This is a genomic window from Pantoea sp. CFSAN033090 (assembly GCF_001264395.1).
In the GTDB taxonomy this organism is placed as follows: Bacteria; Pseudomonadota; Gammaproteobacteria; order Enterobacterales; family Enterobacteriaceae; genus Pantoea; species Pantoea agglomerans.
In genome coordinates, this window is the sequence record NZ_LGYX01000001.1 from 244,017 (window position 1) to 268,364 (window position 24,348).

Annotated in this window: 13 protein-coding genes, 1 tRNA gene and 1 pseudogene; 6 read left to right on the top strand and 9 right to left on the bottom strand. The window is 52.0% G+C overall.

The window, feature by feature from the left end:
• Nucleotides 1-155 precede the first annotated feature (155 nt).
• Both AFL22_RS01230 and AFL22_RS01235 read right to left on the bottom strand, forming a co-directional pair.
• Nucleotides 156-437 (bottom strand): Arc family DNA-binding protein, encoded by a 282-nt coding sequence (locus tag AFL22_RS01230; RefSeq protein WP_010247717.1) that lies wholly within the window; start codon nucleotides 435-437, stop codon nucleotides 156-158.
• Nucleotides 438-508: 71 nt separating this feature from the next.
• On the bottom strand, nucleotides 509-1,213 hold the full coding sequence (locus tag AFL22_RS01235) for a phosphohydrolase (RefSeq protein WP_010670862.1): 705 nt from the start codon (nucleotides 1,211-1,213) through the stop codon (nucleotides 509-511).
• Nucleotides 1,214-1,824: 611 nt separating this feature from the next.
• On the opposite strand from AFL22_RS01235, the gene AFL22_RS01240 reads away from it, so the two are divergent.
• From AFL22_RS01240 to AFL22_RS01250, 3 genes are all read left to right on the top strand, one after another.
• A complete protein-coding gene (locus tag AFL22_RS01240; RefSeq protein WP_010247721.1) occupies nucleotides 1,825-2,502 on the top strand; it encodes a hypothetical protein in 678 nt (225 codons plus the stop codon).
• 178 nt (nucleotides 2,503-2,680) lie between these two features.
• Nucleotides 2,681-3,457, top strand: coding sequence for a DgsA anti-repressor MtfA (gene mtfA / locus AFL22_RS01245; RefSeq protein ID WP_197276774.1), 777 nt, complete (start codon nucleotides 2,681-2,683; stop codon nucleotides 3,455-3,457).
• Between the two features lie 103 nt (nucleotides 3,458-3,560).
• Nucleotides 3,561-3,636: transfer RNA gene (locus AFL22_RS01250), tRNA-Asn, on the top strand.
• Nucleotides 3,637-3,881: 245 nt separating this feature from the next.
• Here the strand turns inward: AFL22_RS01250 and AFL22_RS01255 are convergent.
• Nucleotides 3,882-4,139: a LysM peptidoglycan-binding domain-containing protein gene (locus AFL22_RS01255; protein ID WP_033778939.1), complete on the bottom strand. Its 258-nt coding sequence runs from the start codon at nucleotides 4,137-4,139 to the stop codon at nucleotides 3,882-3,884.
• A gap of 157 nt (nucleotides 4,140-4,296) precedes the next feature.
• Between AFL22_RS01255 and AFL22_RS01260 the strand changes: the two genes are divergently transcribed.
• Entirely contained in the window at nucleotides 4,297-4,557 is a 261-nt protein-coding gene (locus AFL22_RS01260; protein ID WP_010247728.1) for a GlsB/YeaQ/YmgE family stress response membrane protein, read from the top strand.
• A 26-nt stretch (nucleotides 4,558-4,583) separates the two neighbouring features.
• A complete protein-coding gene (locus tag AFL22_RS01265; RefSeq protein ID WP_010247730.1) occupies nucleotides 4,584-4,964 on the top strand; it encodes a YidB family protein in 381 nt (126 codons plus the stop codon).
• A gap of 480 nt (nucleotides 4,965-5,444) precedes the next feature.
• Here AFL22_RS01265 and AFL22_RS01270 read toward each other — a convergent pair whose 3' ends face one another.
• The 3 genes and pseudogenes from AFL22_RS01270 to AFL22_RS24710 all read right to left on the bottom strand — a co-directional run bounded on the left by AFL22_RS01270 (nucleotide 5,445) and on the right by AFL22_RS24710 (nucleotide 8,485).
• Entirely contained in the window at nucleotides 5,445-5,834 is a 390-nt protein-coding gene (locus AFL22_RS01270) for a barstar family protein (RefSeq protein ID WP_033778936.1), read from the bottom strand.
• Between the two features lie 532 nt (nucleotides 5,835-6,366).
• Nucleotides 6,367-6,828, bottom strand: coding sequence for a hypothetical protein (locus AFL22_RS01275; protein ID WP_052270607.1), 462 nt, complete (start codon nucleotides 6,826-6,828; stop codon nucleotides 6,367-6,369).
• A pseudogene (locus AFL22_RS24710) lies at nucleotides 6,815-8,485 on the bottom strand (polymorphic toxin type 25 domain-containing protein). Before AFL22_RS24710 ends, AFL22_RS01275 begins: the two are co-directional and overlap by 14 nt.
• 535 nt (nucleotides 8,486-9,020) lie before the next feature.
• On the opposite strand from AFL22_RS24710, the gene AFL22_RS01285 reads away from it, so the two are divergent.
• Entirely contained in the window at nucleotides 9,021-9,251 is a 231-nt protein-coding gene (locus AFL22_RS01285) for a SymE family type I addiction module toxin (protein WP_033769361.1), read from the top strand.
• 310 nt (nucleotides 9,252-9,561) lie between these two features.
• On the opposite strand, the gene AFL22_RS01290 is transcribed toward AFL22_RS01285, so the two are convergent.
• Genes AFL22_RS01290 through AFL22_RS01300 form a run of 3 tightly spaced genes read right to left on the bottom strand, consistent with a single transcriptional unit; the run spans nucleotide 9,562 to nucleotide 24,279 of the window.
• Nucleotides 9,562-9,933 (bottom strand): hypothetical protein, encoded by a 372-nt coding sequence (locus tag AFL22_RS01290; RefSeq protein WP_033758207.1) that lies wholly within the window; start codon nucleotides 9,931-9,933, stop codon nucleotides 9,562-9,564.
• A 3-nt stretch (nucleotides 9,934-9,936) separates the two neighbouring features.
• A complete protein-coding gene (locus tag AFL22_RS01295) occupies nucleotides 9,937-22,596 on the bottom strand; it encodes a hemagglutinin repeat-containing protein (RefSeq protein WP_197276775.1) in 12,660 nt (4,219 codons plus the stop codon).
• Between the two features lie 15 nt (nucleotides 22,597-22,611).
• Complete coding sequence (locus AFL22_RS01300) at nucleotides 22,612-24,279, bottom strand: ShlB/FhaC/HecB family hemolysin secretion/activation protein (RefSeq protein WP_052270609.1); 1,668 nt, start codon at nucleotides 24,277-24,279, stop codon at nucleotides 22,612-22,614.
• Nucleotides 24,280-24,348 lie beyond the last annotated feature (69 nt).

The following is a 24,348-nucleotide window of genomic DNA, read 5'->3' on the forward strand; positions in this document are numbered from 1 at the left end:
CATCCATGACCGCTCGGCCCGCGCCGTCCCTGGCGCGGGACGCTTTCCTTCTCTGACCCTGTTCCCTGCGCGCTGAGGTATTGAGTTGCGGCCAGATTTAGCCGGTTTCAGCAAACCCTGAAATGAAAAAACCCGTCTGGCGACGGGTTTCTGTTTTATTTCTTCTTCTTGCTCTGCTTCTTCAGCAGCAGCCGAATCTGCTTCAGCTCTGTTGCACTTAATGCATCGGTCTTCACGTCAGCGGCACTGGATCCCTCAGTCCCCTCTTCAGTGATATCCTGGTTATCAATCGCCGGATGTGGATGCGTTTCCAGACTGGCCTGCAAACGTTGCACAATCTCCTGGCTCATCGAAATCTGATTTTCCAGCGCCAGCTGTTTAATCGTTTCTTTCAGCTCAGGATCAATTTTAATTGTTAAATTAACAGTTTCAGTCATCGGGCAGCTCCTTTTTGTTATTGCTACAAGCTACCGGATGACCGTTTCGATTAACATACTGTCACAAAAATTTAATATTCGGTTTGTAAAGGTGTGAAGTCCCGCAGCACACCCTCATCCATACCCACCAGATTGCCCTGTAGTTCGGCATAAAGCTTCGCCATATAGCGCACCAGGAAATCGGCGTTATGTTCAGCCAGCATGCGGCCGGTTTCGGTGTGCATGGTTTCCGGCAGACGCAGCAGCTTCTTCTGGAAATGATCCAGCGTCCACTTAACATCATTCAGTTCGCGATCTTTACCCAGCGGGTCCTGGCTGTCGAATAATGGCCGATTCAGCGCACCGGCGGTATAGAAGACCCGCGCCAGCCCGATCGCGCCCAGCGACTCCAGCCGATCAGCATCCTGTACAATTTTAGCTTCCAGCGTCTGAGGCGGTATGCCGGCGCTGAAACTGTGGGTTTTAACGGCATGCATCACGGCATCAATCTTTTCAGCCGGGAAATCGAGAAAATCCTGCTGCAGAATGCGCTGGGTTTCCGTCGCGGCATAGGTAGAGGCGAGATGACGTTCCGGATGATTCTTCGGCAGGTTCACCACATCGTGAAAATAGCAGGCGGTCAGCACCACCAGCGGATCAGCGGGCGTGCCGTTCATGATTCGCTGTGCGCTCATCCAGACACGCCGCAGATGGGCGATATCGTGCGCGCCGTCGTCGTGGATCCAGTTCGCCTGAAACCAGCTTTCATAGCGAGATTGCCAGAGTGTAAGTGACATAATCTATCTCCCTGTAGTGATCGACAGCAGTTTTTCTGTCGCGATCAGTGCGCAAACGGCAAGCCATCATAGCGACTGGCTAATGACACTTTTTTTACAGTGCAGTTGATAAGAGCAGCGCTGCCAGCAATTCCGGGCAGAAAAATGAGATCTGGATCATCTGTATAGCATCTCTGTTACACAATAACCGCAATTTAGGCTGTTTTCAGTCTTTCCTCAGTGAATTGCTGCTAAGAAAATTAGTTTAACAGGCGTAATGTTTGGTTCGATCTTAACCAACTTCCTGCCTCATGCTCAGCGTTTTTTTGTCACGCGATTAAGTGTAAAACTGCACGTTATGACAGGTGAAAAAGTCTGAAAAGGTTCCTATTTTTACGGTTATAACGTACTGTATCCGGGCTATTCGTCGTTTTTTGCCAGTTGCGTGATAAGCTTTGGTGCGCTTTTTGCATTTTGCTGGTTTTTAACTACTAAAGTGACAATTATACAGTGACAGTCAGCCTACAAATTATTAAGCAAAATGATTTAAAGCTTTTATGATAACTCTCAGATGTGAAGCAAATGGACTTTTACAGCAGTAACCGGGTTCTACTAATAAAAAGAGGTAATCCATGAAAGAACGGCCGATTCTTTTTTCCGAACAGCGTGTTCGTGCCCTGTTGGTTGGCCAGCAAACGCAAACCCGGCGCATTATGAAAACTCAGGCTTTCGGTCCGGGACAGGATCATCACGAGGGCGTACACGCTTTCGATGTGAGTGCTAATCATCTGCATGGTTATAAAATGATGTCGATGACGGACATCAGCTATCAGTGTCCTTACGGTAAACCGGGTGACGTGCTCTGGGTGCGTGAAACCTGGCGTGGCCCGATGGTACCCGAGCAGTATCTGGCCGATTATGAACGCGACCCGACGCCCTTCCGCCAGCCAGAATATTGCCAGTATCGTGCAGACAGCAACGAGCTGGGCCAGCATGCACTGAGCACGCCGGAAGCGGAACAGTTTGGCTGGCAGACTGCCATTCATATGCCGCGCTGGGCCAGCCGCATCAATCTGGAGATTACCGGCGTGCGAGCCGAGAAAATTCAGGACATCAGTGAAGATGACATTATGGCGGAAGGTGTGCAGACCGATTCGCACTTCCTCAACAACTTCTTCACCATGAACGTCAATTCTGAATCGCCTAAAGAGGCGTACCGCAAAGCCTGGGAAAAACAGTATGGTGCGACCAGCTGGGAAGTGAATCCCTGGGTGTGGGTGATTGAGTTTCATCGTATTGAGCGCAACTGACGCTCCGGCCCCACGCTTTGCGGGCTGAATCACAGACAACGACCGTGCTAACGGGTTGAATAGACGGCCCTTAGCCCTGTCGCCAGATGAACAGTGCCAGCATGGTGTTTCGATGCTGGCATTTTTATGTCTGGCGCGTCAGGATAGCGAAATAGTCCGGTTCTGTGCGGGAGTTGCGATGTTTAAATGGCCCTGGAAAACGCATAACGACGCCACCCTGGCCGCGCTGCCATGGCAGCACGGGCTGGCGCAGCCGATATTCAGCCAGCTGGATGAGGCTGAACAGCAGGCGCTGGTTGAGCTGGCGCAGCGCTTTCTGCAACAGAAAAAACTGGTGCCGCTCGACGGTGTTCAGCTGGATGAACTGCGCAGTGTGCGGATCGCCCTGCTGTTCTGCCTGCCGGTACTGAAACTGGGCCTGGAGTGGCTGGACGGTTTCCACGATGTGCTGATCTATCCCGAGCCGTTCGAGGTCGACGATCAGTGGCAGGATGACGATGGGCTGGTTCACAGTGCGCCTGCGGTTCATGCCGGACAGAGCTGGACGCAGGGGCCGGTCGTACTCAACTTGCTCGATATTCAGGACTCGTTCGATCTCTCCGGCTTTAATCTGGTGATCCACGAAGTTGCGCACAAGCTGGATGCCCGCGGCAGCGGTTACACCAGCGGTATTCCGGTCATGTCGCTGCGTGACGTCGCACTCTGGGAAAAGGATTTGCGTGCCGCGATGGCGGAGATTGAGAGTGAAGTTGAACTGGTGGGTGAGCAGGCCGCTACGATTGATCCCTACGCCGCCAGCGATCCTGCTGAGTGCTTCGCCGTGCTCTCTGAATATTTCTTTACGGCTCCGGTTCTGCTGGCCGAACGCTTTCCCGCCATGTATCAGCATCTGCGCCAGTTTTACCAGCAGGATCCCCTGCCCAGAATCGCCGCTGACACTGCGCAAACTGCTTAAATCACGATCGCTTTGCGTTAAAGCTAGCCAGTTGAATGATAATGTATTTTTTGCTGTTGACACCTTAGAGCGACGCCGTTAATATTCGCCTCGTTCACACGATTCCTCTGTAGTTCAGTCGGTAGAACGGCGGACTGTTAATCCGTATGTCACTGGTTCGAGTCCAGTCAGAGGAGCCAGATTAGAAAAACCCGCTCAGGGAAACCTGAGCGGTTTTTTTGCTTTTCAGCGATCCCAGTATTCTCTTCCTGTCTGACTGTTCATCTCAGCTCGTCTGCGGCTGCTATTACCGAGACCACCGTTAAGTCTGGATAAACGCAGGCTGTCTGGCACAACCCTGTCATGGTGTAATGACAAGCTGGCTTTAAATAAAAAACCAGCCGGGCAATATTTGCACCAGCTGGCTCATACTATTGACGAATTATTACTCAGGAATGGTCAGTACCTGACCCGGTGCAATTTTATCCGGGCTGCTGAGAATGCTTTTATTCGCCTCAAAGATTTTCATGTATTGGGATGCATCATTGTAAAACTGCTTTGCGATGGCGCTGAGCGTGTCGCCTGATTTAACCGTATATGTACGATTACTCCCTGCGGCGGTGACAGACTTATCTTCAACATTTTTATCTACAGCATGTAACAACTCATCGCCTATATTTTTAATATTATCCAGAATGCTCATATTTACTCCCCTATCGTTTCTGATACGTTTAGTTTAATAAAGAAAACAGGATTGCCAGGCAAACACTACGCGGCGTACGATACACCCGCTTTTAATTCATGGGTTAAACCACTGCTAAACGTTGCTGTAAATAATATAAAAACAGAGGATATAAATGATGGGCATATTGTCATGGGTTGTATTTGGATTACTTGCCGGCATTATCGCCAGATGTATTATGCCAGGTAAAGAACATATGGGCATTTTCATGACCATTATTCTGGGTATTATCGGTGCGCTGATTGGCGGTGTCGTCAGTACCGCTCTGGGTTTTGGCAAGGTCGATGGCTTCAATATTTACAGCATTGCTATTGCCACCGTGGGTTCAATTATTGTGCTGTTTGTCATTCATAAAATCAGAGCGTGTAAACAGTCTTAACAGATTACGTTAAAGGGGATAACAGAATGAGTTTACTGGAAACAGTACTGGCCATGTGCGGCCTGAATAATCAGACCAGCCAGGAAGTGAAAGGTGTGCTGGAGTGGGTTGAGCAGCAAGGTGGTTTACATACTATCGTGAGTCATCTGCAGAGCGGCGAGTACAGTGAGGTGGTTAACTCCTGGCTGGGTGATGAGCAGAACGTTGCGCTGAGCAGCGACCTGGTGCAGAAGATGATTAACTCTGAGGCGATTGAGCAGCTGGCTGCGCGGATGGGCATCAACACCAGCGATGCACTGAACCTGCTGGCAAAATATCTGCCGCAGCTGGTTGATAAAGCGTCTACGGCGGGCGTCGTGGATAAAAAGGCTGATCTTACCGGACTGGTGAGTCAGTTAATGCACTAAGCATGACGTAATTGAAAGATAAAAGCCTGCTGCGAAAGTATGAGGCTTTTATCTTTTAGATTCAGGAGAAGTGAGAAAGTTGTTCAACGCATAGACTAAATATTAAAAAGAGGTTATTTAAGCCGGTATCAAATTTAACTTACCAAGAAAATTTTATATCATGCCACCTTACTATTCGAAATCTTGATTATTCTACCAAAACCCTCCCTAGGAATTTTCTTAATAATTTTGAGTGATACCTGGTTTTTTTATTGGTTTACAACATCTTTACTCAGGCGTTCGCAGAGAGCATCCCCATTTCTGCCGTAATATTGACCAAAGTCCATCAACTCAGCCAGAATGCGATGGAATCAGACTCTGTACGTATATCACGACCATCTATATCTATGTTTCTATTGCTGGTTTTATTTATCTACTAATAAAGGTAACCGCACTCAACTCTACATGATCTGGCCTAAGATCATATGCGGGACGTCAGAGTTAGTTGATAATATTAGAAGATGGTAGTAATCTTTCTATTTCACCCTGATCTTTTTCATTGAAATAAACTTCAAGTTGATGTTTTTCATCATTAACCCAATCTAGGATGCAATCTTTTAAAACTTCTAAATATATACGTAAATCAGAGTCCGGAATGCAGGGCAAAGACTCATGCACAATCATTACTTTATGTTCACTAATCCAATCCAAATCGCGTAAACAATCATAGAGGGCGTTCCAATTGAAGCCAAAATACCCGGGAAACCAAAGTAAATAATAGAGGGATCTTAGCAACTCGTCAGTGTCAGCGATGTTTGGATCGATCCTGGCTAAAAATACAGCACCCTTTCCATAACACACTGATTTATCTTCATATTTAAACACACTCATTACGTAACCACCTGATTTTTATGAACGTTTTATAATGATCATTTGTATAATAAGCCTCACCATTTTGTCCAACAATAATTCGTTGAGGCCCTGGTCCTGATATGTTCGGAGTTGGATGAACATATTCTTAATAGTATCCATTAGGTTGCTTGGGCAAGCCAGATATTCCTGTCGTGCGATCAGGATAGTTTCTGAATACTGAAAAATTATTTTTATGTGGATACTTTCCGCCACTAGTAATTCAATCAGGTGTAGTTTTAAATAAAAATCCTAAGTAAATATTCTCCATAATATATCTACTTTATTATTAATATTTATTAAAAATAGCAGACTCTTGATTTGTATTGACTGGTTTTGTCGATCCTTTACTACTGCCAGCAACAATGCCGCTTGCTCCCATCACATTCCTTTCATCATCCATAACACCAGGCTTTATTGCATTTAATGCAATGAATTATGCCGGGCGATTGCCATGTTAATGGCTGCAACTCAATATAATCACTTCCCAGAATATTATTTCCTATTACATTGTTTAATTGCTAATAAATACAATTAGCCATGTTATATACGCCAGTCTTGATAGCCAAAGAAAAATCGAGCCAAAGGATAGGTCTGACTTTGTCAAAAAAACCTTAAGAAAATAAAATGGTTTTTCATCATCAGTTAATCCTTGGTGAAAATACTTTCCATAGAGTGCAAAGAGAAGAAATGAAAAGCCTCCGGACAAATTAGATATTAACAATAAGTTATCGGCCACCCTTCTATATTCAGCTATCGCTGCCGCCATATATCCAAGAACAAGAAAAACCAATGCGCAATTTGATAAAACATCTCGTTTAAAAAACATATAATTGAAATAGAGCAAGGAATCCTTACCTACCTTAGCGCCACCAAGATTCCTATAAACAAAAATAAAAAAACACCCACCCCATAAAAATAAAAAAAACAATAACATAAATGATGATGCATTTAAAATAATATCATTTGAAATCATAGTGATATATTTCCTTAGTAGAGTCACCGTTCAGATCTAATTTTTCGTCATGAGAACCAGTGGCAGAACCTGTAAAACCAATACTTGGTCCAATAGAAAAGGAAATACCAATTCCATCTTTTCAGCCAGACATTCCTACAGAACCGGGACCAAAACCTATGCTAGTTGAATAATCACGATTTAAGTCTCCAAACAATCCTGGGAAATATGGGCCAAAGTCAATACCGATCGAAGCTCCAGCCTTAATACCAAATTCTTTAGTGTATCCTGAAGAAATAGATAAGTAATCATTATTAATCTCAGATCCTCCTTTCAAAGCAAGTCCCACACCACCTGAAACCTCAACTTTTCCATTAGGTTTAACCTTATACTCAGTACCCCAGGAAGGCCCTTCGCCAACAGCAATACGATTCAGCCCTGCCTGTTTCTGCTCCGGCGTAAGACCATTAACTTCCGCATACTGGTTCCAGGATTTTACTGCCGCACCGTAGCTGTTCATACCCGTACCAAAGCTCAGCGCGTTATTCTCAACCGCATTTTTACCCGCAACCGCGCCCTGAATCCCACCTTCAACAGAACCAGAAGCCACTCCCGCGGACAGTTGCGCAGCCAGCTGGCCGAGTGCGCTGACAACCTGCTTCTCTTCCTGCGTCAGTTCGCTGGCCTGCTTGCCGGGATACATTGAGCTGAGGATAGCTCTGGCCATCAGCTCGCCACCCGCAGCACCGGCTGCACCCGCTGTTGCGTTGTTGCCCGCCAGCTGCGCCAGTACGGCACCCGCAACCGCGTGCGCCATGGTGTTAGCCAGGACGTTAGTCTGCTCCTGTCCGTCGACAACTTTGCTGGTAGCTTGCTTAATTTTATTGGCGATGTAAGGCGCCATTCCACCTGCTGCAGCAGCACCGAGGTTACTTGCGCCAAGGCCACCCAGCACACCAGTTACCGCTGCTGCTGCCATGGAATAGCTGCCACCAGTGCCCCACTTTTCTGCCACGGCCTTATAGCCCGCATCATTTACAATGAGATTGTTTAATTCTGCTTTGGAATAACTGGCATATTGCGGGTTTGCTTTCAGCAACCTTTCTCTGGTTTCATCTTCAGCAGCCTGCATTTTGTAGCTGCTGACATCGCCTGCTACACGCTGACCCAGCTCCTGCATTCCCTGTGCAAACTCAAGCTTGCGTGCGACCTTATCCTTGTCGAATATCTTGTCGATATGGCCGTTGGCGTTGTCGGTATCTCTGCTCAGGTCTGCGACGTTCTGTGTCTGAGCCTGACCGTTACGTACCGTGATGGTACCGTCCGCCACGGCTGAACGGGTGGTGCCAGATGCACTGCCATGGGTATTAGCAGAGGTTGGTATCGCACCGCCTGACATTTTATTATCTTCGTTACCTCCACCCATGCTGATGGATGAGCTACTGGCTTTGTAAGAAGCGTGGTTGTCGATGTCAGACCAGCCCAGCGTACCGGTGGAGAGCGCATTGTTCGCGGACTGCGCCGTTGAGGCGATCACCGCGCCATTCAGCTGGGTGTGGTTGCCAACATAGATGTCATAGCCACCATTCCCTGCAAACAGGCCGCTCTGATCGCCGACGCTGGCATACTCACTGTTCACTTTGCTCTGGCTCAGACTGAGGCCAGCGGAGCCGGTCATGCTGCCGAACGTGAAGCTGAAGCCGCCGCTGGCGGTGATGCATGTTCCGGCATCAGTCTTCTGTGTGCCATCTGGCGGCGTGACGGTCTGATTAACAAATCGCGGATCGATCCCGCACAGATAGTAGCTGTCACTTCCGGGCTACCGCTGACGGAAGCGCTCATTGCAGCCGCTATCTTCACCAGCAGGGAAATCTTTTCGTTATCATTTTCGGCGGCGATACGTGCGTAATCAGGAAGACAGACTGAAGACAGGTTAACGCGGATTTACAGCATGAAAGCCCACCCACAACTGATATTTCAGAAGGCTACAGGACGAAGGAATAAGTGAATTGCAGACCGGGAAAAAGAATCCATTTTTCAGAGGCGACTCGCATTTTATGTCTTAGCTTTCAGCGAGTTTTCCCGGCATAAGGTGTATCTTTAAACAGGTAAAAACGGAACAGGAAGAGCCCAAGAAGAGATTTTTAGCGCGGCTGAAGCGGGGGGCAACCCGCAGCAGCCGCTGACCACAACTAACTATACGGGAGTTAATTATGGCTGATAAGCATCATAAGTCAGGAACACGCACGGCCACAACCGCTGCGCATTATTACAGAGTCGGATATCGGCCTAATAGGGGCCAGCCGAATCCCCTGCCCCAACTCACTATTAAGGGCCGCTGGCTGGAGCCGCTGGGCTTTACCACTGGCCAGCGGATCGAGGTGATCACCGAGCCGGGTCAGTTGATCATTCGCATCACGTCCGACACGGAGGGAACCGCATGAACATCACCTTTACCCCTAAGCCGATACTGGCAGGCGGCGCGTTGGCCGCATTGGGATTTACCACCGGCACTCCGATACAACAGACGCTTTAGCAGCACACTCTATGGATCTCTATCGTTACCAACAACGCCACTTAGGAAGCACTGTGCGGAACCAGCCAGGACTGACAGGATTTGGGTAGTGACTGGCTCATCGAGTCCGGCATTACCAGTGCTGAACAGTTTGAGTTGACCGCTGCTCCCAATGCGCTCCAGTTACAACGGCGAGAAGTGGATGTTTTTAAGGTATTAACGCCAAAATCCCCGGCTAATTAGCCGGGGCTCCTATCTTCACTTTGTTGTTGATAACGTTCATCTTGTTGAATTAATGGCTCTATCTCTTCTTCCCATATACGTTTTTGGTATAACTGCCCTTCACTGGTTTCCTTGCGAGCTGCTAAGTATTCTCTAATAACCTTAATAGATGTATTGAATTCAGACTTATTCAACTCATTGAAATTTATCTGGTCAAGAACCTGAACTTCCATGATTTTTTGATGTATTACAGGATAATTATCCTGTAATACTTCATCAAGTAACGCCTCCAATACATCGGATGCTTGACGATTTAGCACTACACTTAAATTTCGCTCACCATAGTTATTATTTAGGGCTCTATAACCAATACCAAAATAAGCACCCATGACTCACCTCATAATAATGATTTTATCTTGTTGTGATTTAGGCAATGTCTTTATGAAATCCATAAAGATCGCTTGGTTTTTTTGAGTCAGTACACTGAAGTCTACAGGGACTAAATCTGCTTTCTTCAGATGTTGTAAGATCTGATCCTGTCCATGAGGTATGTCTCCTGGCGATTTCGATGTTGTCATATTCTTTTCGTAAAACTTATTGATCCCATCAATTTCTTTTTGAGATAGATTTTTAGTTGTATACATTAAGTCTATTGTTTTTCCTGCGTTCGGCCCGCTTGTAATAATGAAGTCAGCATTCTTATCAGTCGAAGAGTTCGTTATCCTGTCAAGTTTACCTATAGCGGTTTCCAACCTTGCAGCCGCCGCCGCTTCTGCAGGATTATACTTCCCATTACCCAGTAAATCTGGCGTATTCAGGCGGTCATGGCCTTCCAAAGGCGTTAAATTTATTTTTACCTCATAAATTCCATCAGCATTCTTAACAAGTGAACTTGCTGCCCCTGAAGCCGAAGCTTTATTGTTGAGCGCTACATCCTTTCCAAACTGCTTCGCCAGTGCACCAGACGCGACTACAGCACTCACTCCACTCGCGATGTACATGGAACCAACATAAGCTCCTGCTCTCGCTTTGGCCTCATCCTCCGTGTACCCAAACGACATGAATGCCTGAGTATACCCTTCCAGAATATTGAATACTTCCTTCGCATTCGGATCTGTAGAGTTCAGCAAGTTCACTATCTGCTGATAACCCGCCTGAGCCTCTTTCGGATTCTGGTAAGTCTGGTTGAAGTAGGTATCTTGCGCGGCTTTCGCTTTTTCTCTTTCTGCCTGACAGCCAGCTCCTGTGCCATTACAGGCCGCATAAACCGCCATATCGCTTTCCAGATCCTTACGATTTAACCTCTCCTTATCTTTCTGCTCTTCTGGCGTCAGGTTCTGTTTGTTGTTGAGATATGTCTGGCGGCTCTTCTCCGTGCTGCTCAGATAGTTATTCTCAACCTCAGTTCTACCGGCAGATGCCCCGCTACCCACCCCAGCGCTGCCATCAACCGCACCGCCCGCTGCTGCGCCTGCCAGCGTTACAATGTTGGCAATCAGCATCTTGTCATCGGCTGACAGTTCCGAAGCATCCTTGCCGTATAGCAGGTGGCTGAGCGCGTTGTTATAGCTGAGCATTCCTGCAGTCAGTCCACCCGCTGCGCCGCCAATGGCGCTGCCACCCTGCGCTTTAGCAATCAGCCCTGACGCCAGCGTGTGCAACAGCACGCGCATAGGTTCGTTACCCTGCGATACCTGCTTGACCATCTGCGCCAGCAATGGAGCTGCGCCTGCCGCCACCGCGCCGCTGACGTTACCGCCCGACAGCCCGGCAAACAGCCCGCTGATGGCCTGTGCCGCAATCTGCAGGTCTGACCCGATGCCGTACTTCTCTTCAACATTCTGATCGATTTTATCGAGTGCTTTTTTCTGATCCGCCTCTGAAAGCTTATTGAACGCAGCATCGTTTTTAAGCTTGTTTCTCTCCTGCTCCTTCTCCTGCTTCTTCAACGCATCAAAGGTCTGCTGAATCGCCTGCTGTCCGAGTACGGCCATTTCACGCTGGATGGCAAGGCTGCCTTCTGCTTTTTGCACATCAAACTTATCTTTCAGCACATTCTCCGCCGCGGCGGTTTCGCGGCTGATTTGGGACACATCCTGCTTCTGCGCATCCGGATTGCGGATCTCAATCGTTCCCGGTGAGATGGCGCTGTAGGTGGTAGAACTTGCCCTGTCTTTCGTCTGCTGCAGCGTGCCCATGGGCAGCGAGTTATCGCCCGACTGCTGGGAATGACCAGATTTTGATGTGTCGTTCCCTGAACTGTCAGATGTATGAGTAGTGTTTTTTCCCATGCTGCCGCTGACAGCTGCGCTGAAGCCGCTGCCGCCCGCATTGGCGTGGTTTTCAATATCCGTCCAGCCCAGCGTCCCGGTGCTGAGGTGATTTTTGTCCGGCGTTGCAGATGAGGCGATGATCGCGCCATCAAGCTGGGTATGGTTGCCGACGTAAATTTTGTAGCCGCCATCACCCGCGCTGATCCCGCTCTGCTGCTGTACAGAATCAAAATCATTGTAAATTTTGCTGCCGCTCATGCTGGCACTGCCCTGCACCGGTACGCCCGCACAGATAGGCGGTATGCAGATACTGGCGCTGAAGCCTGATGAGCTCTGATGGCTGGCGTAGCTTGCGCGATCCTGCTGGCTGGCACTTTCCAGGTTACGGCCCGCGTTGAGGTCAACGTGATTGCCGTTGAGGTTTGCTCCGTTCAGCTTGACGTCCTGACCCGCTTTGACCGTCAGATCGCCCGCTGCGGACACTTCGCTGTTGTGATGAGTAATGCTGCTGCCATTTCCGTTTGCACTGTTCTGGCTGGCAGCCAGCTCAAGGGATAAGCCGTTCTGGCTGCCGCCAAGACCGAAGCCAACACCGACGCCGTATTTGCTGCCACCGCTGCTTGACTGCTGGCTGCTGCTGTCCTCGGCGCTGTTCAGGGCGATATCGCGCCCCGCATTCAGCGAGACGTTATCACCGCTGATTTTTACGCCTTCGCCTGTGATGTCCTGCTTAGCCGTGACTGCTACGTCGCCGCCCGCCTTAAGCACACTGCCGCTCTGCTGCGTGCTTTTCTGTTCCACGGACTGATGGCTGCTACCCACGGTGGCGCTCACGGTGACTTTGACGGCTGCGGTGTTCTGGTTGTAAGCCGACAGCGCGGTCATGGCCGCCTGCGCGGCATAAATGGCCTGCAGGCGCGGATCATCACTCTGTTTGTGCGACTGAGCCACCTTGTCCGCCGCCTGCGCCATGCTCACGCCGTAGCCGGAGACCTGCGCGGTGATGCCATACTGCGAGGATTTACTGCTGCTGCTGCCTTCGTGCGTGTCTTTTGACGGATCGAGGTGGATGTTCTCACCGTTGACGCTCAGCGAATTGCCTGCATAAACGTCAGCCCCCTGCAGGTTAACGTCTTTGCCTGCATTAATCGAAACGTTACCCAGCGTACTGACGATACCGCTGCGCACTGTGTTCTGCTGCGTGCCCGTGCTGGCGTTTTTCCAGCTGTTATGACCCACGCCAACCGTTCCGCTGTAACCATCGCCGCCCAGATCGCCTATAGCGTGGTCAGACCCGGAGGTCGATGCCTGCTGGCGGTCTTCGCCTGCTACAACGCTGATCTTACCCTGCTCCGCGTTAAGCGAGACGCCGGTGGTGCCGGTCAGGGTTGAACCGCTGATTGCGATATCACCTTTATGGCTGGTGACATCAATACTGCCGGCGGTTATCGCAGAAGTGTGTTGCGCGAGCATGCTGCTATCACCGCTCATCTGGTTGTTTTTCGAGCCGTAATTAGTCCCTGCCGAACCATTGTTCGGCGACCCGCCGCCGCTACGTGCCAGCGCACCAATTGAGGCTGATGTTGTTGCCGACCAGCTTTTACTACTACTGCTGCTGGCAGCCTTCTGGCTGTCAGAGGCTGTGGTGATATCAATATTACGCGTAGCGTCCAGCGAGGCTCTGGCACCAGCGTTCAGGCTGCTGCCCTCAACCAGAATGTTGCCAGTGTGAGTATCTGAATCGCCGCGGGCCTTCAGTAGCAGATTTCCGGTGGTATTGAGCGTGCTGCCGCTCTGATAGATGCTCTCGCTGTTCTGGCTGACTTTACTGCCTGAACGGCCATAGGTCAGTCCCGGCGCCGGGGAATCCAGCGAACTGGCGCCCAACTCATTGCCAGTCTGCTTCATCTGCTCGTACACCGAACTGGTGTTATTCATGATGTCACGCAGATTGCGCACGGTGTCCAGTGGCGTTAAGTTCAGACTCAGACCAAACCCGCTGCTTTTCGACGCCTGCTTCGCGGTTTCGCGCACCTGGTCCTGACCGGCCACGATGGCGATGTTTTTCGCCGTCACGCTGATCTCGCCGTTCTGGCCGCCCGCAATAACGTCGCTTCCCTTAATCAGCGCGTTGTTACCCGCCGTCATGCTGACCACACCGTTGCCTGCACCCACCAGGCTTCGCGCATCGCTCTGCGTGACCTGGTCGCCGTTACGCTCGCTTTTAGCAGTCTGCTTACCGTAACTGAGACCGAGTCCGCCACCCATCAGGCCGCTTTTCTTCTTCTCTTTCAGACTGTAGGTAGATTGAGTATTGGTGGCGGTAACAATATTCAGGTCATTGCCTGCACTCAGTGCGACGCCTTTGTCACCAGCCACAGACGAGCCCTGAACGGTCAGGTCGTTTCCGACAATGACAGACACGGTGTTGCCGCTCAGTTGTGAAGCCTTTTCACGGGTGTCGCTGTTTTCCTGAATGGTGTGCGTAGTGGTCTTTTTCAGGAAACCTTTCTTGGTTTTGGTCTCTTCACGGTAGGCATAATCACTCTCCGTCGCAGTGGTGATATTGACGTCGTGTCCAGCCTGCAGCGCCAGATCCTTATTGGCTGTGACTGTTGCGGCCTGGCTTGTGATGTCTTTGCCCGCCAGTAGCCTGGTACTCCCGCCGCTGGCAATTTCAGTGCCCTGCTGGCGTACCGACTCATTAATCTCAACCTTCTTGCCGGATTTGTAGCTATTACCAGAACTGGTTTCAGCCGCCAGCAGATTGACATCACGCCCCGCCTGCAAGGTGACGTCTTTGTCTGCGGCAATGCCTGCCGCCTGGCTATTGAGATCGCGTCCGGCCTGAAGTGCTAAATCGCCTCCGCTGGTCAGCGTCGTGCGATCCAGCCCGGTTGAATGGGTTTCACGTTTACCCTTAACATCATTCTGGCTGGTCGTCGCGCTATTGAGATTAAGATCGTTACCGGCTGCCAGCGCCGCGTTTTTACCTGCGCTGATGTTGCTGGCGGTAACAGTCAGATCGTGGCCCGCCTGCATCGCCATATTGCCGCCTGCGGCGATCTGGCTGCCGACTGTGGTGACGGTGGTTGTGCTGGTTGGGTCAACTTTTTGCCAGCGGTTTCCGAAGCCGGATTGTGCGCTGCCAGTGACGTTCTGGTTCCCGGTGATAGCAATATCATTCCAGGCGTTCAGCAGCAGATCGCCACCCGCTTTGAGGTTAGCGCCGGTGACGGTAATATCGTTGCCCGCCTTAAGGCTCAGAGAATCCAGTGACGTGATGCTCGCCGTTGGCCCGCTCAGGGTTTCGGTATAGGATTTCTTCGCACCCTTACCGTTATCTGCATCCAGATGCCAGAGCTGTGATGTGGTCAGGTTGTTGATGTCACCGTTAACACTCTCCAGTGCCACCTTTTTACCGCTGATGGTCGCGCTGACGTTGTTGATATCGTTCAACGCGCTAAGCTGCAGATCGCCCCCCGCATGGAGCAGACCGGCGTTGAGGTTACTGAGCGTGTTCTGACTGTCGATGGTCAGATCGTTTTTAGCCATCACGCTACTACCGGTATTGGTGATGTTCCCGCCTTTCAGCGTCACGTTGTTACCGGCAATTACGCTGCCATCGCGCATCTCCACATCTTTTGTCGACAGATAGAGCTTCGGCACCATCACCGTTTCACCGTTGATGGTGGTGGCTTCCCACCAGACCATACTCTTGTCTAAAGAGGCGAGTTGCCCGGCAGAGAGTGAGACACCAAACTCCAGTCCCAGCGACTTTTGCGCCGCCGCAGCGTTGTCCATCAGATAGCGCATCTGGGCGAGATCGGATCCCAGGCCATTGATGTAGCGATTACCGGTCTGATTTAGTACCGCATTACTGACGTAGCGGGTATCAAACGCCGCATCACCGAGAAAACGATAATCATAATCTGGCTTCAGATTAAGGCGACTCAGCATGTATGAGGAGCCGAGGAAGGCGTTCTCGTCTGTGTATTGAGGGCGCGTTTCCTGTAATGGCGTGGTGGCAGGCTGTTTGCCCAGTTTTGCATTCAGCTCGCCGAACAGGCTCTGATCCAGCTGGCCCAGGCCATTAAGTTTGGGGTTAACGGTAATCAGATAGCGGCTATTGGTGTTCGACGCAACAAAGTAGCCGTTTTCGCCAGAAGGTAATGGATAGGCGCTGATATCAACCTCAGCGGCCTTATAGTTTTGCAGCGACGCAGGACCCTGAGCAGCGTTCGTCAGGTTAATGGCTTTACCCAGCGCTGCGTTGTTTTTACCCGCAGTTGCATATTGCGTCAGCGATGCGCTGCCCTGTGATGCGGTCTCCAGCGCACCTGCGCCATTGACCTGCTGCAACGCATTCTGGAGCTGATCACGCCATTGCGGCGTATTGATTGCGGCTTTATCAGCGGTTACCAGTTGCTGATGTGACTGCGCGCCAGCAGTGCCTGCAACGGTTAAGCCGCGTAAATTTGGGGCAGAAAGCGTATTACCGCCCCAGCCGGCATTCGCTGTGGTGTTAGTGTTGCTGATATCGCCGCTGAAGTTAGCTGAGACATTGCCTCCGGCCTGGATAACCGACCGGTATAGCTCTCCCGGTGTGAAACTCGTCCCTTGATCGGAAAGTTTATATGTTATTGATTTTACTTTAGGCTTATTGCGAGAGCCGGTAGTAGCATAAGTATTTTGATAACCGTTTTCACTAGTACTTGTATATAGGTGTGCGTAATCAAACAGTATCCCTTCATGCTTATAAGTAAAATAAGTACTTTGTGTCCCAGCCTGCCAGGATTGGTTGTTCAATTGATTTCCGGATAGAGAGATATCTCTTTGCGCCAGAACATTACTGGCCTGATTATCAAACGAACCAGCCCTTATATTAATATTACGTCCTGCGGCTATGCGAGCTGCACCACCATTACTAGTGACGTTTATAGTGGTGCTAGATAATGAAAAATTCTTAATCGCGGCTTCTTTTGTTGGCACGTAGTAATATACTGTTGAAGTTTTACAACCTTGCCCATTTTTTCCCCATGAATCGCATGTTTTCCTTGAGTTTACGAATACTCCATATTCCTCTGGTTTAAATTCCGAGATTGGAACATTTATTAGGTCTACGCCTAGTCCCGTCTGGTTTGAAGCGCTATGCGTTTCAGAAAAACTCAACCCATCCCTTGTATTCAGCAAATGTCCCGTATTAACCGTAATATCGCCGTTCTGCGTTTCGATGGTGCCGGAGTTATTAACGACCTCGCCGTTGGCGTTCCCCGCCGCATCGCCCTGCAGCCACATACTGCCGCCTGCAAGCATATCGGCACGCTGATTGCGAATACTGTTGGCAAAAAGAGAGAGATTGCCGGCCGCATAGAGCAGCGCATTGTTAACGATGCTGCCAGGCGCACTGAGCACCAGGTTGCCGCGGGTACCGGTAAATCCGTCCAGGACAATATCGCTGCGGCTGGCTAAGTTGATATTCCCGCCGCCCTGCAGACTGCCATTCCCGTTCATGGCGATGCGGTTGCCGCTTAACGTACTGTCACCCGAACCGGTAGTGAGCTGACCATTATTAGTGAGATCGCCGCCTGCACTCAGCGTCAGCGCGCCGCCCTGCATCGTGCCCTGGTTGTCTATCGCGCCATTACTGCTGACAGAGAGTCGCCCGCCCGCAGCCAACACATCGCGACCGGTAAAACCATTCGCGATCTCCAGCGTGGCATCACCCAGCGCCACCACCTGACCGGTCTGGTCAAAGCCATTGCTGTGAACCAGCAAACTGCCGCCACTGAACAGGCGACCACTGCTTTGCTGATTAACCTGAGCGCCCATTACGCTCAGCCGGTTGTTACCCAGCAGCGTGCCGCTGTTGTTTACCTGCTGATAATTGACCTCAAGGTTGCCGCCCTGGGCTGTGCCCTGGTTGCTGAAGCCATTGCCGGTCAGCGTACCCTGGCCGTCGGCCAGCAGCGTACCGTTGTTGCTGGCATTGGTGGCATTGAGAATCAGCTGCGACGCCTGTAACCAGCCGTTGTTATTCAGCTGCGGCGTATTCAGTGTCTGCGCGCCACCCGAGAGCCACCGGCCATCGTTTTGCGTTAAACCGGTTATTGTCGCGACACCGTTGCCATTGCCCTGAATCAGGCCATAGTTGAACAGTTCAGGCCCGGTCAGGGTCAGGGCGTTTTGCGTGATCATGGCGCCATTGCCGCCGTTGGTGATGCGCCCACCGGCATTGACCAGCAGGCTGTTGTCACCCTGTAAGCGCCCGTTGTTATCAACAGCGCCCGTGGTGATCTGCAGATCGCCGCCCTGCACGCGTCCGGCATTATTAAGCGAGGATGACTGAAGCGTCAGCCTGCCTGCGCTGAGCAGCGTTTTATCCTGCTGCTGAGTCAGTGCACCGTTAAGGCCAACAGTCAGCGCCTCCACACCGGTCACGGCGCCGTTATTGTTTAACGTGTCGCCCCGGAGCGTCAGGTTTCTGGCAATCCATTCACCCTGATTGGTCAGCGTCAGTGCCTGCAGTGCCGCTGTGCCATTCGCTGAAATCTTACTGCCAGCGCCCGTATCAAGGCGATCCGCCAGAATCAGTTGCAGCGCATCCGCACTCTGGATCGCGCCATTATTGGTCAGTTGCCGGGCATTCAGCAGGATCTGCTGTCCCTGCCAGCTACCGTTATTCACAACGTCCCCGCCGTTAATGTTCAGCGTGCCCTGCGTCAGCAGCGATCCGCCCTGATTATTGATCAACTGACGTGATGGCGCGGCCAGCGCCCTGAGCAGCATTCGCCCGGCCACCTGTGGCGCAGCGGCAAACGTTAATGCCTGCAGACCAATCAGGCTGCCCTGATTAATGACGCTGGCGGGTGAAATGGTCAGGGTTTTGCCCTGCACCGATCCGCTGTTATTCAGCGCGACACCGTTCAGCACCATCGCCCCTTCGCTGAGCAGTGAGCCGCTGTTGTTCAGCGTGTTCGCCGTAACCTGTGCGGTGTTCTGACTCATCAACGAGCCGCTGTTATGCAGTTCATTGCTGATGCTGGCGTTCAGATCTTTGCTGCCCAGCAGCGATCCCTGATGCAGCCAGTTATCAGCGTTAACCGTTGCCTGCTCGCCCTGCAGCGTTCCCTGGGTGTTGAGCTGACCCGCGGTCAGCGTCAGTGTTCCGCCGCTCAGCGTTTTGCCACCGGCAGATTGCGTGATGTTATCAGCCTGAGCAGTCAGCGCCGTGTTGCCCTGTAACAGACCGTCGTTGTTCAGGCTGGAGCCCTGCAACCCCAGGCGGTCCGCCATTATTTTGCCGCTGTTGCGCAGCGTGGTGGCATTAAGGTCGCTCTCTCCCTGGCTGACCAGCGTGCCGCTGTTGATTAGATCGCTGGCGATATTACCGCGCAAGGCGCTGATGCCATTGATGCTGCCGCGATTGTCGAGAGAATCCAGCGTAACGTCGAGTTGCTGGCCCTGCCAGCTGCCATCATTGATCGCGTTACCGCCCTTGACGATCAGTCGATCGCCGCTCAGCAGTTGCCCATTGTTGTGGTTGAGGGTCTGAGCAAATCCGAGATCCAGCAGCGTGTCGCCCTGAAGCAGCCCGCTGTTTTCCAGCGTATTACCGCTGGCGCTGAGTTGCTGTGCCGCAATCTGGCCGCTGTTACTGAGCGTTTGGGCATGCAGGTCGGCCTGCTGGCCGGTCACGATCTGTCCCGTACTGCTGTTATTCAGCGTATCGGCAATCTGAAGATCGAGGTCATCGCTCAGCAGGCGTCCGCTGTTGTTGAGACGGTTGCCGTTGACTGAAAGCTTACCGTTAACCTGCAGCAGCCCGTCGTTATCCAGTTGATCTAACGTCAGCGTCAGCGGTCCTCCGGCGATTAACTGGCCGCCCTGGAGGTTGTGGAGTTGCTGATGATCCAGCGTTAAGGTGCTGTTGCCCTGCAGCAGACCGCCGTTACTGAGCACTGGCGCACCGAGGCTGAGGTTATCCGCCGCCAGTGTGCCTTTGTTATCGATCTCCCCAGCCTGTAAATTCATCTGCTGCTGGCTGATCAGACTTCCGCTGTTATCCAGCACACCCCCGACCTGGGCTGTCAGTGCTTTTCCGGCGCGAACAGTGCCACTGTTCTGCAACGCCTTCGCGTTTAACGCTATCTGATCGGCCTGCATTGCGCCGTGGTTATTCAGTGAAGTGATGTTGCCATTCAGGGTGCCGTCACTCAGCAACTGTCCGCCCTGCTGATTATCCAGCTGGTCGCCTGCCAGGGTAATCTGCTGATTACCCTGAATCAGGCCACTGTTAATCAGGTCGCCACGCAGCGTCAGCGCCTGAGCAATCAGCCAGCCGCTGTTGTCAGTGTGATTCGCTTTTAGCGCGATGCCCTGTTGTCCCAGAATCTTGCCGCTATTGACCAGCGTGTCGCTTTGCAGGTCGGCGTCGGCTTCACTGAGGGCATTGCCGCTGTTCTGCCAGCGATCAGCATTCAGTGTCAGCTGTTTGCCCTGCATCAGTCCGCTGTTGTCCAGCGTCTGCTGTTGTACATTCAGCTGGCCTGCGCTGAGCAGCGTGCCGCTGTTGGTTAACCCGCTGCCCTGCAACGATAGTGCCTTGTCGCCCTGGAGTGTTCCGCTGTTATTGACCTGGCTGACATCGCTATTCAACGTTGCGGCGGCGATGATGCCCTGATTAGTCAGTACATCGCCGTGCAGCTGGAGTGGATCACTGGCCAGCAGTTTGCCACCCAGCTGATTATCCAGATGCCCGTACCGGGCGCTGAGGCTGGCAGCGTTGATTTCCCCGCTGTTGTTCAGCTGGTCGCCGCTGACAACCAGTGTTTTGCCGCTGGTGATCAATCCGCTGTTATTAAGCTGTGGCAAATCGAGCGCAAAATCGTTGTCGGAACTGATCGTCCCCGCAGCCAGGTTATCCAGCTGTCCGGCATGTAAAGAGAGCTGATTAGAGCCCTGAAGCAGCCCGCCGTTACTGATTTGCCCGGCGATCAGCGTCAGATTCGGTGCGGTTAACGAGCCCATGTTACGCAGTTGTGCACTGTTCAGGATGAGTGCGTTCTGACTGCTGATGGCCCCCTGATTTTCCAGCCTGCCACGACCGGTCAGTTGCGCGTCACCGCCTGCAGTGATGGAGCCGTTTTGTTGCAGCGTATCGCTGTTAATCACAGCATCGCCATGACTCACCATCTCGCCACTGTTATTCAGGGTCGGGGCATCGATTTGCAGACGCTGACTGACCAGATTGCCGCTGTTGCTGAAGGTATCCGCAACACTAAACAGTGCGTTGCCCTGTGCGGAGAAGATTCCGTCCTGATTCAGTCGATTAGCCGTGATCGTAGCATCACCCGTACTGATCAGTTTGCCGCTGTTATCAAGAGTGCCGCTTTGAATGTTCAGGCTGCTGCCGCTGATTTCATCGCGGTTAGTCAGCTGTCCGCTAACAGCCAAAGTGTTTTTACCCTGAGCCAGCAGCTTACCGTTCTGTTGCAGAGTATTAGTGCGAACCTGCACGTCACCATTACTGGCCAGGCTGCCACGGTTAGCGATCTGTGCAGCCTGAATATCGAGTGTTTTTGCGGCGGCGAGCTGACCGGTATTGTCCAGCTGAGAGGTGGCAGAGAGCTGCAGCGCGTCTACCGCACTACCGCTGCTGCTGTTATCAACACTCAGGTTAGCACCGCTGAGACGCACATTCTGGCCTGCTTTAACGCTGCTGCCTTTGAGCGTGATATTGCCCTGAGTGTTGAGATCCAGCGAGGCGTCGCTGCCCAGCGAGGCCCCATTTAAGGCGATATCCTGCTGCGCTGTCAGCGCGACGTTGCCCCCGGCTTTATGTTCGCCTTGTAAGGTGATGCTGCTGCCTTTTGCAGTCAGGGCGCCGCTGGTCAGGCTATTGTTGATGCTTAACCGACCCTGCGCATCCAGCACCATATCGCCCTGACGGGCATTAAGATTGCCGAGATTGACGCCAACGCCGTTTTCGCTGGAAACCAGATGGATGCGGTTGGCGTACATGCCGCCCAGCGCGCCGGTATCTACGGCGACCGATGGCGCAGCACCTTCGCCCGCGATGGGTGTCACGCTGCCATCAGCGCCGACCCGGTTTGCGCCCAGCGTCACATTAAGATCTTTGGCATGGATGCCCGCGTTGATTTCGGTTGCGCGCGCGATGATCGAGACAGCATCTGCCTGGCTGCCATCCAGTCCTTTTCCCTCAATGCTGATTGCGCCTTTCGTCACCTCCAGCGATTGCAGATTGCCCTGCGCATCAAGCTGCGGTTTACCGGTGGTCAGCGTAACGTTGGGCGTATTGATAAAACCACAGCCGTTACAGGTAATGCCATAAGGGTTAGCGACCATCACGTTGGCCGCTTTACCCGCTACCTCGGTATAGCCCTGCAGCTGTGAACGGTTAGCACCCACCACCTCATTGATAATGGCCCGGGCTTCCTGCCCTGCTTTGAGATTCGGGTTGTTCTGGACAAGTCCACCCAGCTGGGTCTGCGTCAACCGGCCGGTTGCGTTGTTCAGAATCAGCCCTTCCTGACCCACGTTGTAATTCTGATACTGGTTATGCGACAGGCCCGCCGCATTCGGCGTCGCGATATTAATGACCGGCACGCCATTCCCGGCAGCATCGACGTTGGTACCTGGTGTGACGGGCGCTATCGCCGCAGAAAAGGCGGGCAGCAGTGGCTGAAACGCGATCAGCGAGCAGATGAGATAGCTCAGCAGACGACGCGGTAGTGAAAGCTTTAATTGATCATCCATAATCGGGGCCTTTGTTTAAAAAACGAGTCCAACACGCGCGTAAACGCTGAGGCGATCGGGCGCAAGATAATTGGGGTAGCTGACAGGGATACCCAGCGACAGCTGAGTAGAGACATGCGCGTTACGGGTCCCAAGTCCCAGCGAACTGCCCCACAGCGTGCCTGCTGCGTAGCGATCCTGTTTGTCGCTCTGGAGCCACCCGCCGTCCAGCGCCAGGGTGGTGCTGACCTCGCCGATTGCAGGCAGGGTAAACAGCGAGTAATTCAGTTCGTTACGCAGATAGCCGCCAACATCGCCGGAAAGGTATTGCTCCTTGTAGCCGCGAACCGAGTTCTCGCCACCAATCGTCAGGCGTTCGCTGCCATAGAGGCGATCCGGCGACCACTGAGCGTAAAAGCTGCTGAGCCACCACATTTTCTGAGTGACAGGCCGCTGATAGCTGCTGCTGACGCTCCATTTGCGGAATTCAGCTTTCGGAAAATCGTCGCTTTTACCCTTGTCGCTTTCCGCATCGAACCATGGCATCCCGCGGCTCAGCATCGGGTTCAGGGTGGCCACCCCACCTGCAATTTTTTGCGTATGGTTAAAACCGATCTGCAGACTGGTCAGTTTGCGGCTACTGCTTTCAAGCAGGGTCTCATTCAGCCAGTTATGGCTGACGTAATGGTTCAGCCCAAGCTGAAGGCCGGTTTTGATTTGCCCGTTGCGAAACAGCACCCACGAGCCGCTGAGGCGGTTAGAGATGTTGTCACCGTTGCTATACCAGTCGAAACTATTGGCGTTAAAGCGGCTGTGATAGTTGCTCCAGCTATAGCTGTAATCCAGCAGCCCATAGCCATAAGGTACGCTGACGCCCGCCTGGAAATTTTGCGCATCGCGCCAGTCGCTGAAAGCGCTGCTGCGACCACCGCTGACAAACCAGCGATCGGCAACACCCAGCAGGTCGTTACCCACCAGCGAGCCGGAAAGCTGACCGACGCCGGTGCTTCGCTGGCCACTATTGTCCATATTCAGCCCCAGCGTCAGAGGAAACTCGGGGGTGCTGGTCAGGTTAACAATGGAATAGCCCGGCTGAGTCGATGGGATGATTTCAATCTGAACCGGCGTAGTACGAAGCCGGTTTATCTGCTCCATTCCCTGTTCAATGTCGCGTAAATTTAAAATACGACCTGCACGGGTCGGGAACGCCATGTTCAGCTGACGTGCACTGGCACCCTGCAAATGAATCGCCTCAAGCTTTCCTTCCAGTACGGTGATATTTAATGTCCCGTGGGAAAGATTCTGTTCTGTCAGGAAGGCCCGGCTGGTGATATAGCCGCGCTGGACATACCACTCTGAAATAGCGCGTACCAGCTGATTAATACGGTCCAGACTCAGGCACTGATTGATATAGGGAGCGACAAGTCTCTTCTGTGTATCAGGCGTGATTAAGCTCGCCTGTTGCAGTGAAATCTGGTTGATTTCAAAACAGGGGCCGCTGGCTGGTGCCGATTCGGTTTTTTGCAGCTCAACCTGATGCGCCTGTGTTAATGCGTCACGCTGCTGCTGATCCTGCTGCAACCGCTGCTGCTGCTGATTTTGAATAACGTCAAGATCGCCCGGCGTGACTGGTGCAGCCATGACATTGCTGATAAACAAACTGGCTCCGAAAACCAGCCACTTCCCTGTTTCAGGCATTTTCATCGAAGGATTAACAACGCTTATTGTAAGTTTTGTGTAAGCACAGGCGTGCAGATTACCACCTTAACAATC

Bases quoted from the DNA above. Each gene is read 5' to 3' on its own strand.
- AFL22_RS01230 (WP_010247717.1), bottom strand. From the start codon at position 437: ATGACTGAAACTGTTAATTTAACAATTAAAATTGATCCTGAGCTGAAA.
- AFL22_RS01235 (WP_010670862.1), bottom strand. From the start codon at position 1,213: ATGTCACTTACACTCTGGCAATCTCGCTATGAAAGCTGGTTTCAGGCG.
- AFL22_RS01240 (WP_010247721.1), top strand. From the start codon at position 1,825: ATGAAAGAACGGCCGATTCTTTTTTCCGAACAGCGTGTTCGTGCCCTG.
- mtfA (WP_197276774.1), top strand. From the start codon at position 2,681: ATGTTTAAATGGCCCTGGAAAACGCATAACGACGCCACCCTGGCCGCG.
- AFL22_RS01255 (WP_033778939.1), bottom strand. From the start codon at position 4,139: ATGAGCATTCTGGATAATATTAAAAATATAGGCGATGAGTTGTTACAT.
- AFL22_RS01260 (WP_010247728.1), top strand. From the start codon at position 4,297: ATGGGCATATTGTCATGGGTTGTATTTGGATTACTTGCCGGCATTATC.
- AFL22_RS01265 (WP_010247730.1), top strand. From the start codon at position 4,584: ATGAGTTTACTGGAAACAGTACTGGCCATGTGCGGCCTGAATAATCAG.
- AFL22_RS01270 (WP_033778936.1), bottom strand. From the start codon at position 5,834: ATGAGTGTGTTTAAATATGAAGATAAATCAGTGTGTTATGGAAAGGGT.
- AFL22_RS01275 (WP_052270607.1), bottom strand. From the start codon at position 6,828: ATGATTTCAAATGATATTATTTTAAATGCATCATCATTTATGTTATTG.
- AFL22_RS01285 (WP_033769361.1), top strand. From the start codon at position 9,021: ATGGCTGATAAGCATCATAAGTCAGGAACACGCACGGCCACAACCGCT.
- AFL22_RS01290 (WP_033758207.1), bottom strand. From the start codon at position 9,933: ATGGGTGCTTATTTTGGTATTGGTTATAGAGCCCTAAATAATAACTAT.
- AFL22_RS01295 (WP_197276775.1), bottom strand. From the start codon at position 22,596: ATGGATGATCAATTAAAGCTTTCACTACCGCGTCGTCTGCTGAGCTAT.
- AFL22_RS01300 (WP_052270609.1), bottom strand. From the start codon at position 24,279: ATGAAAATGCCTGAAACAGGGAAGTGGCTGGTTTTCGGAGCCAGTTTG.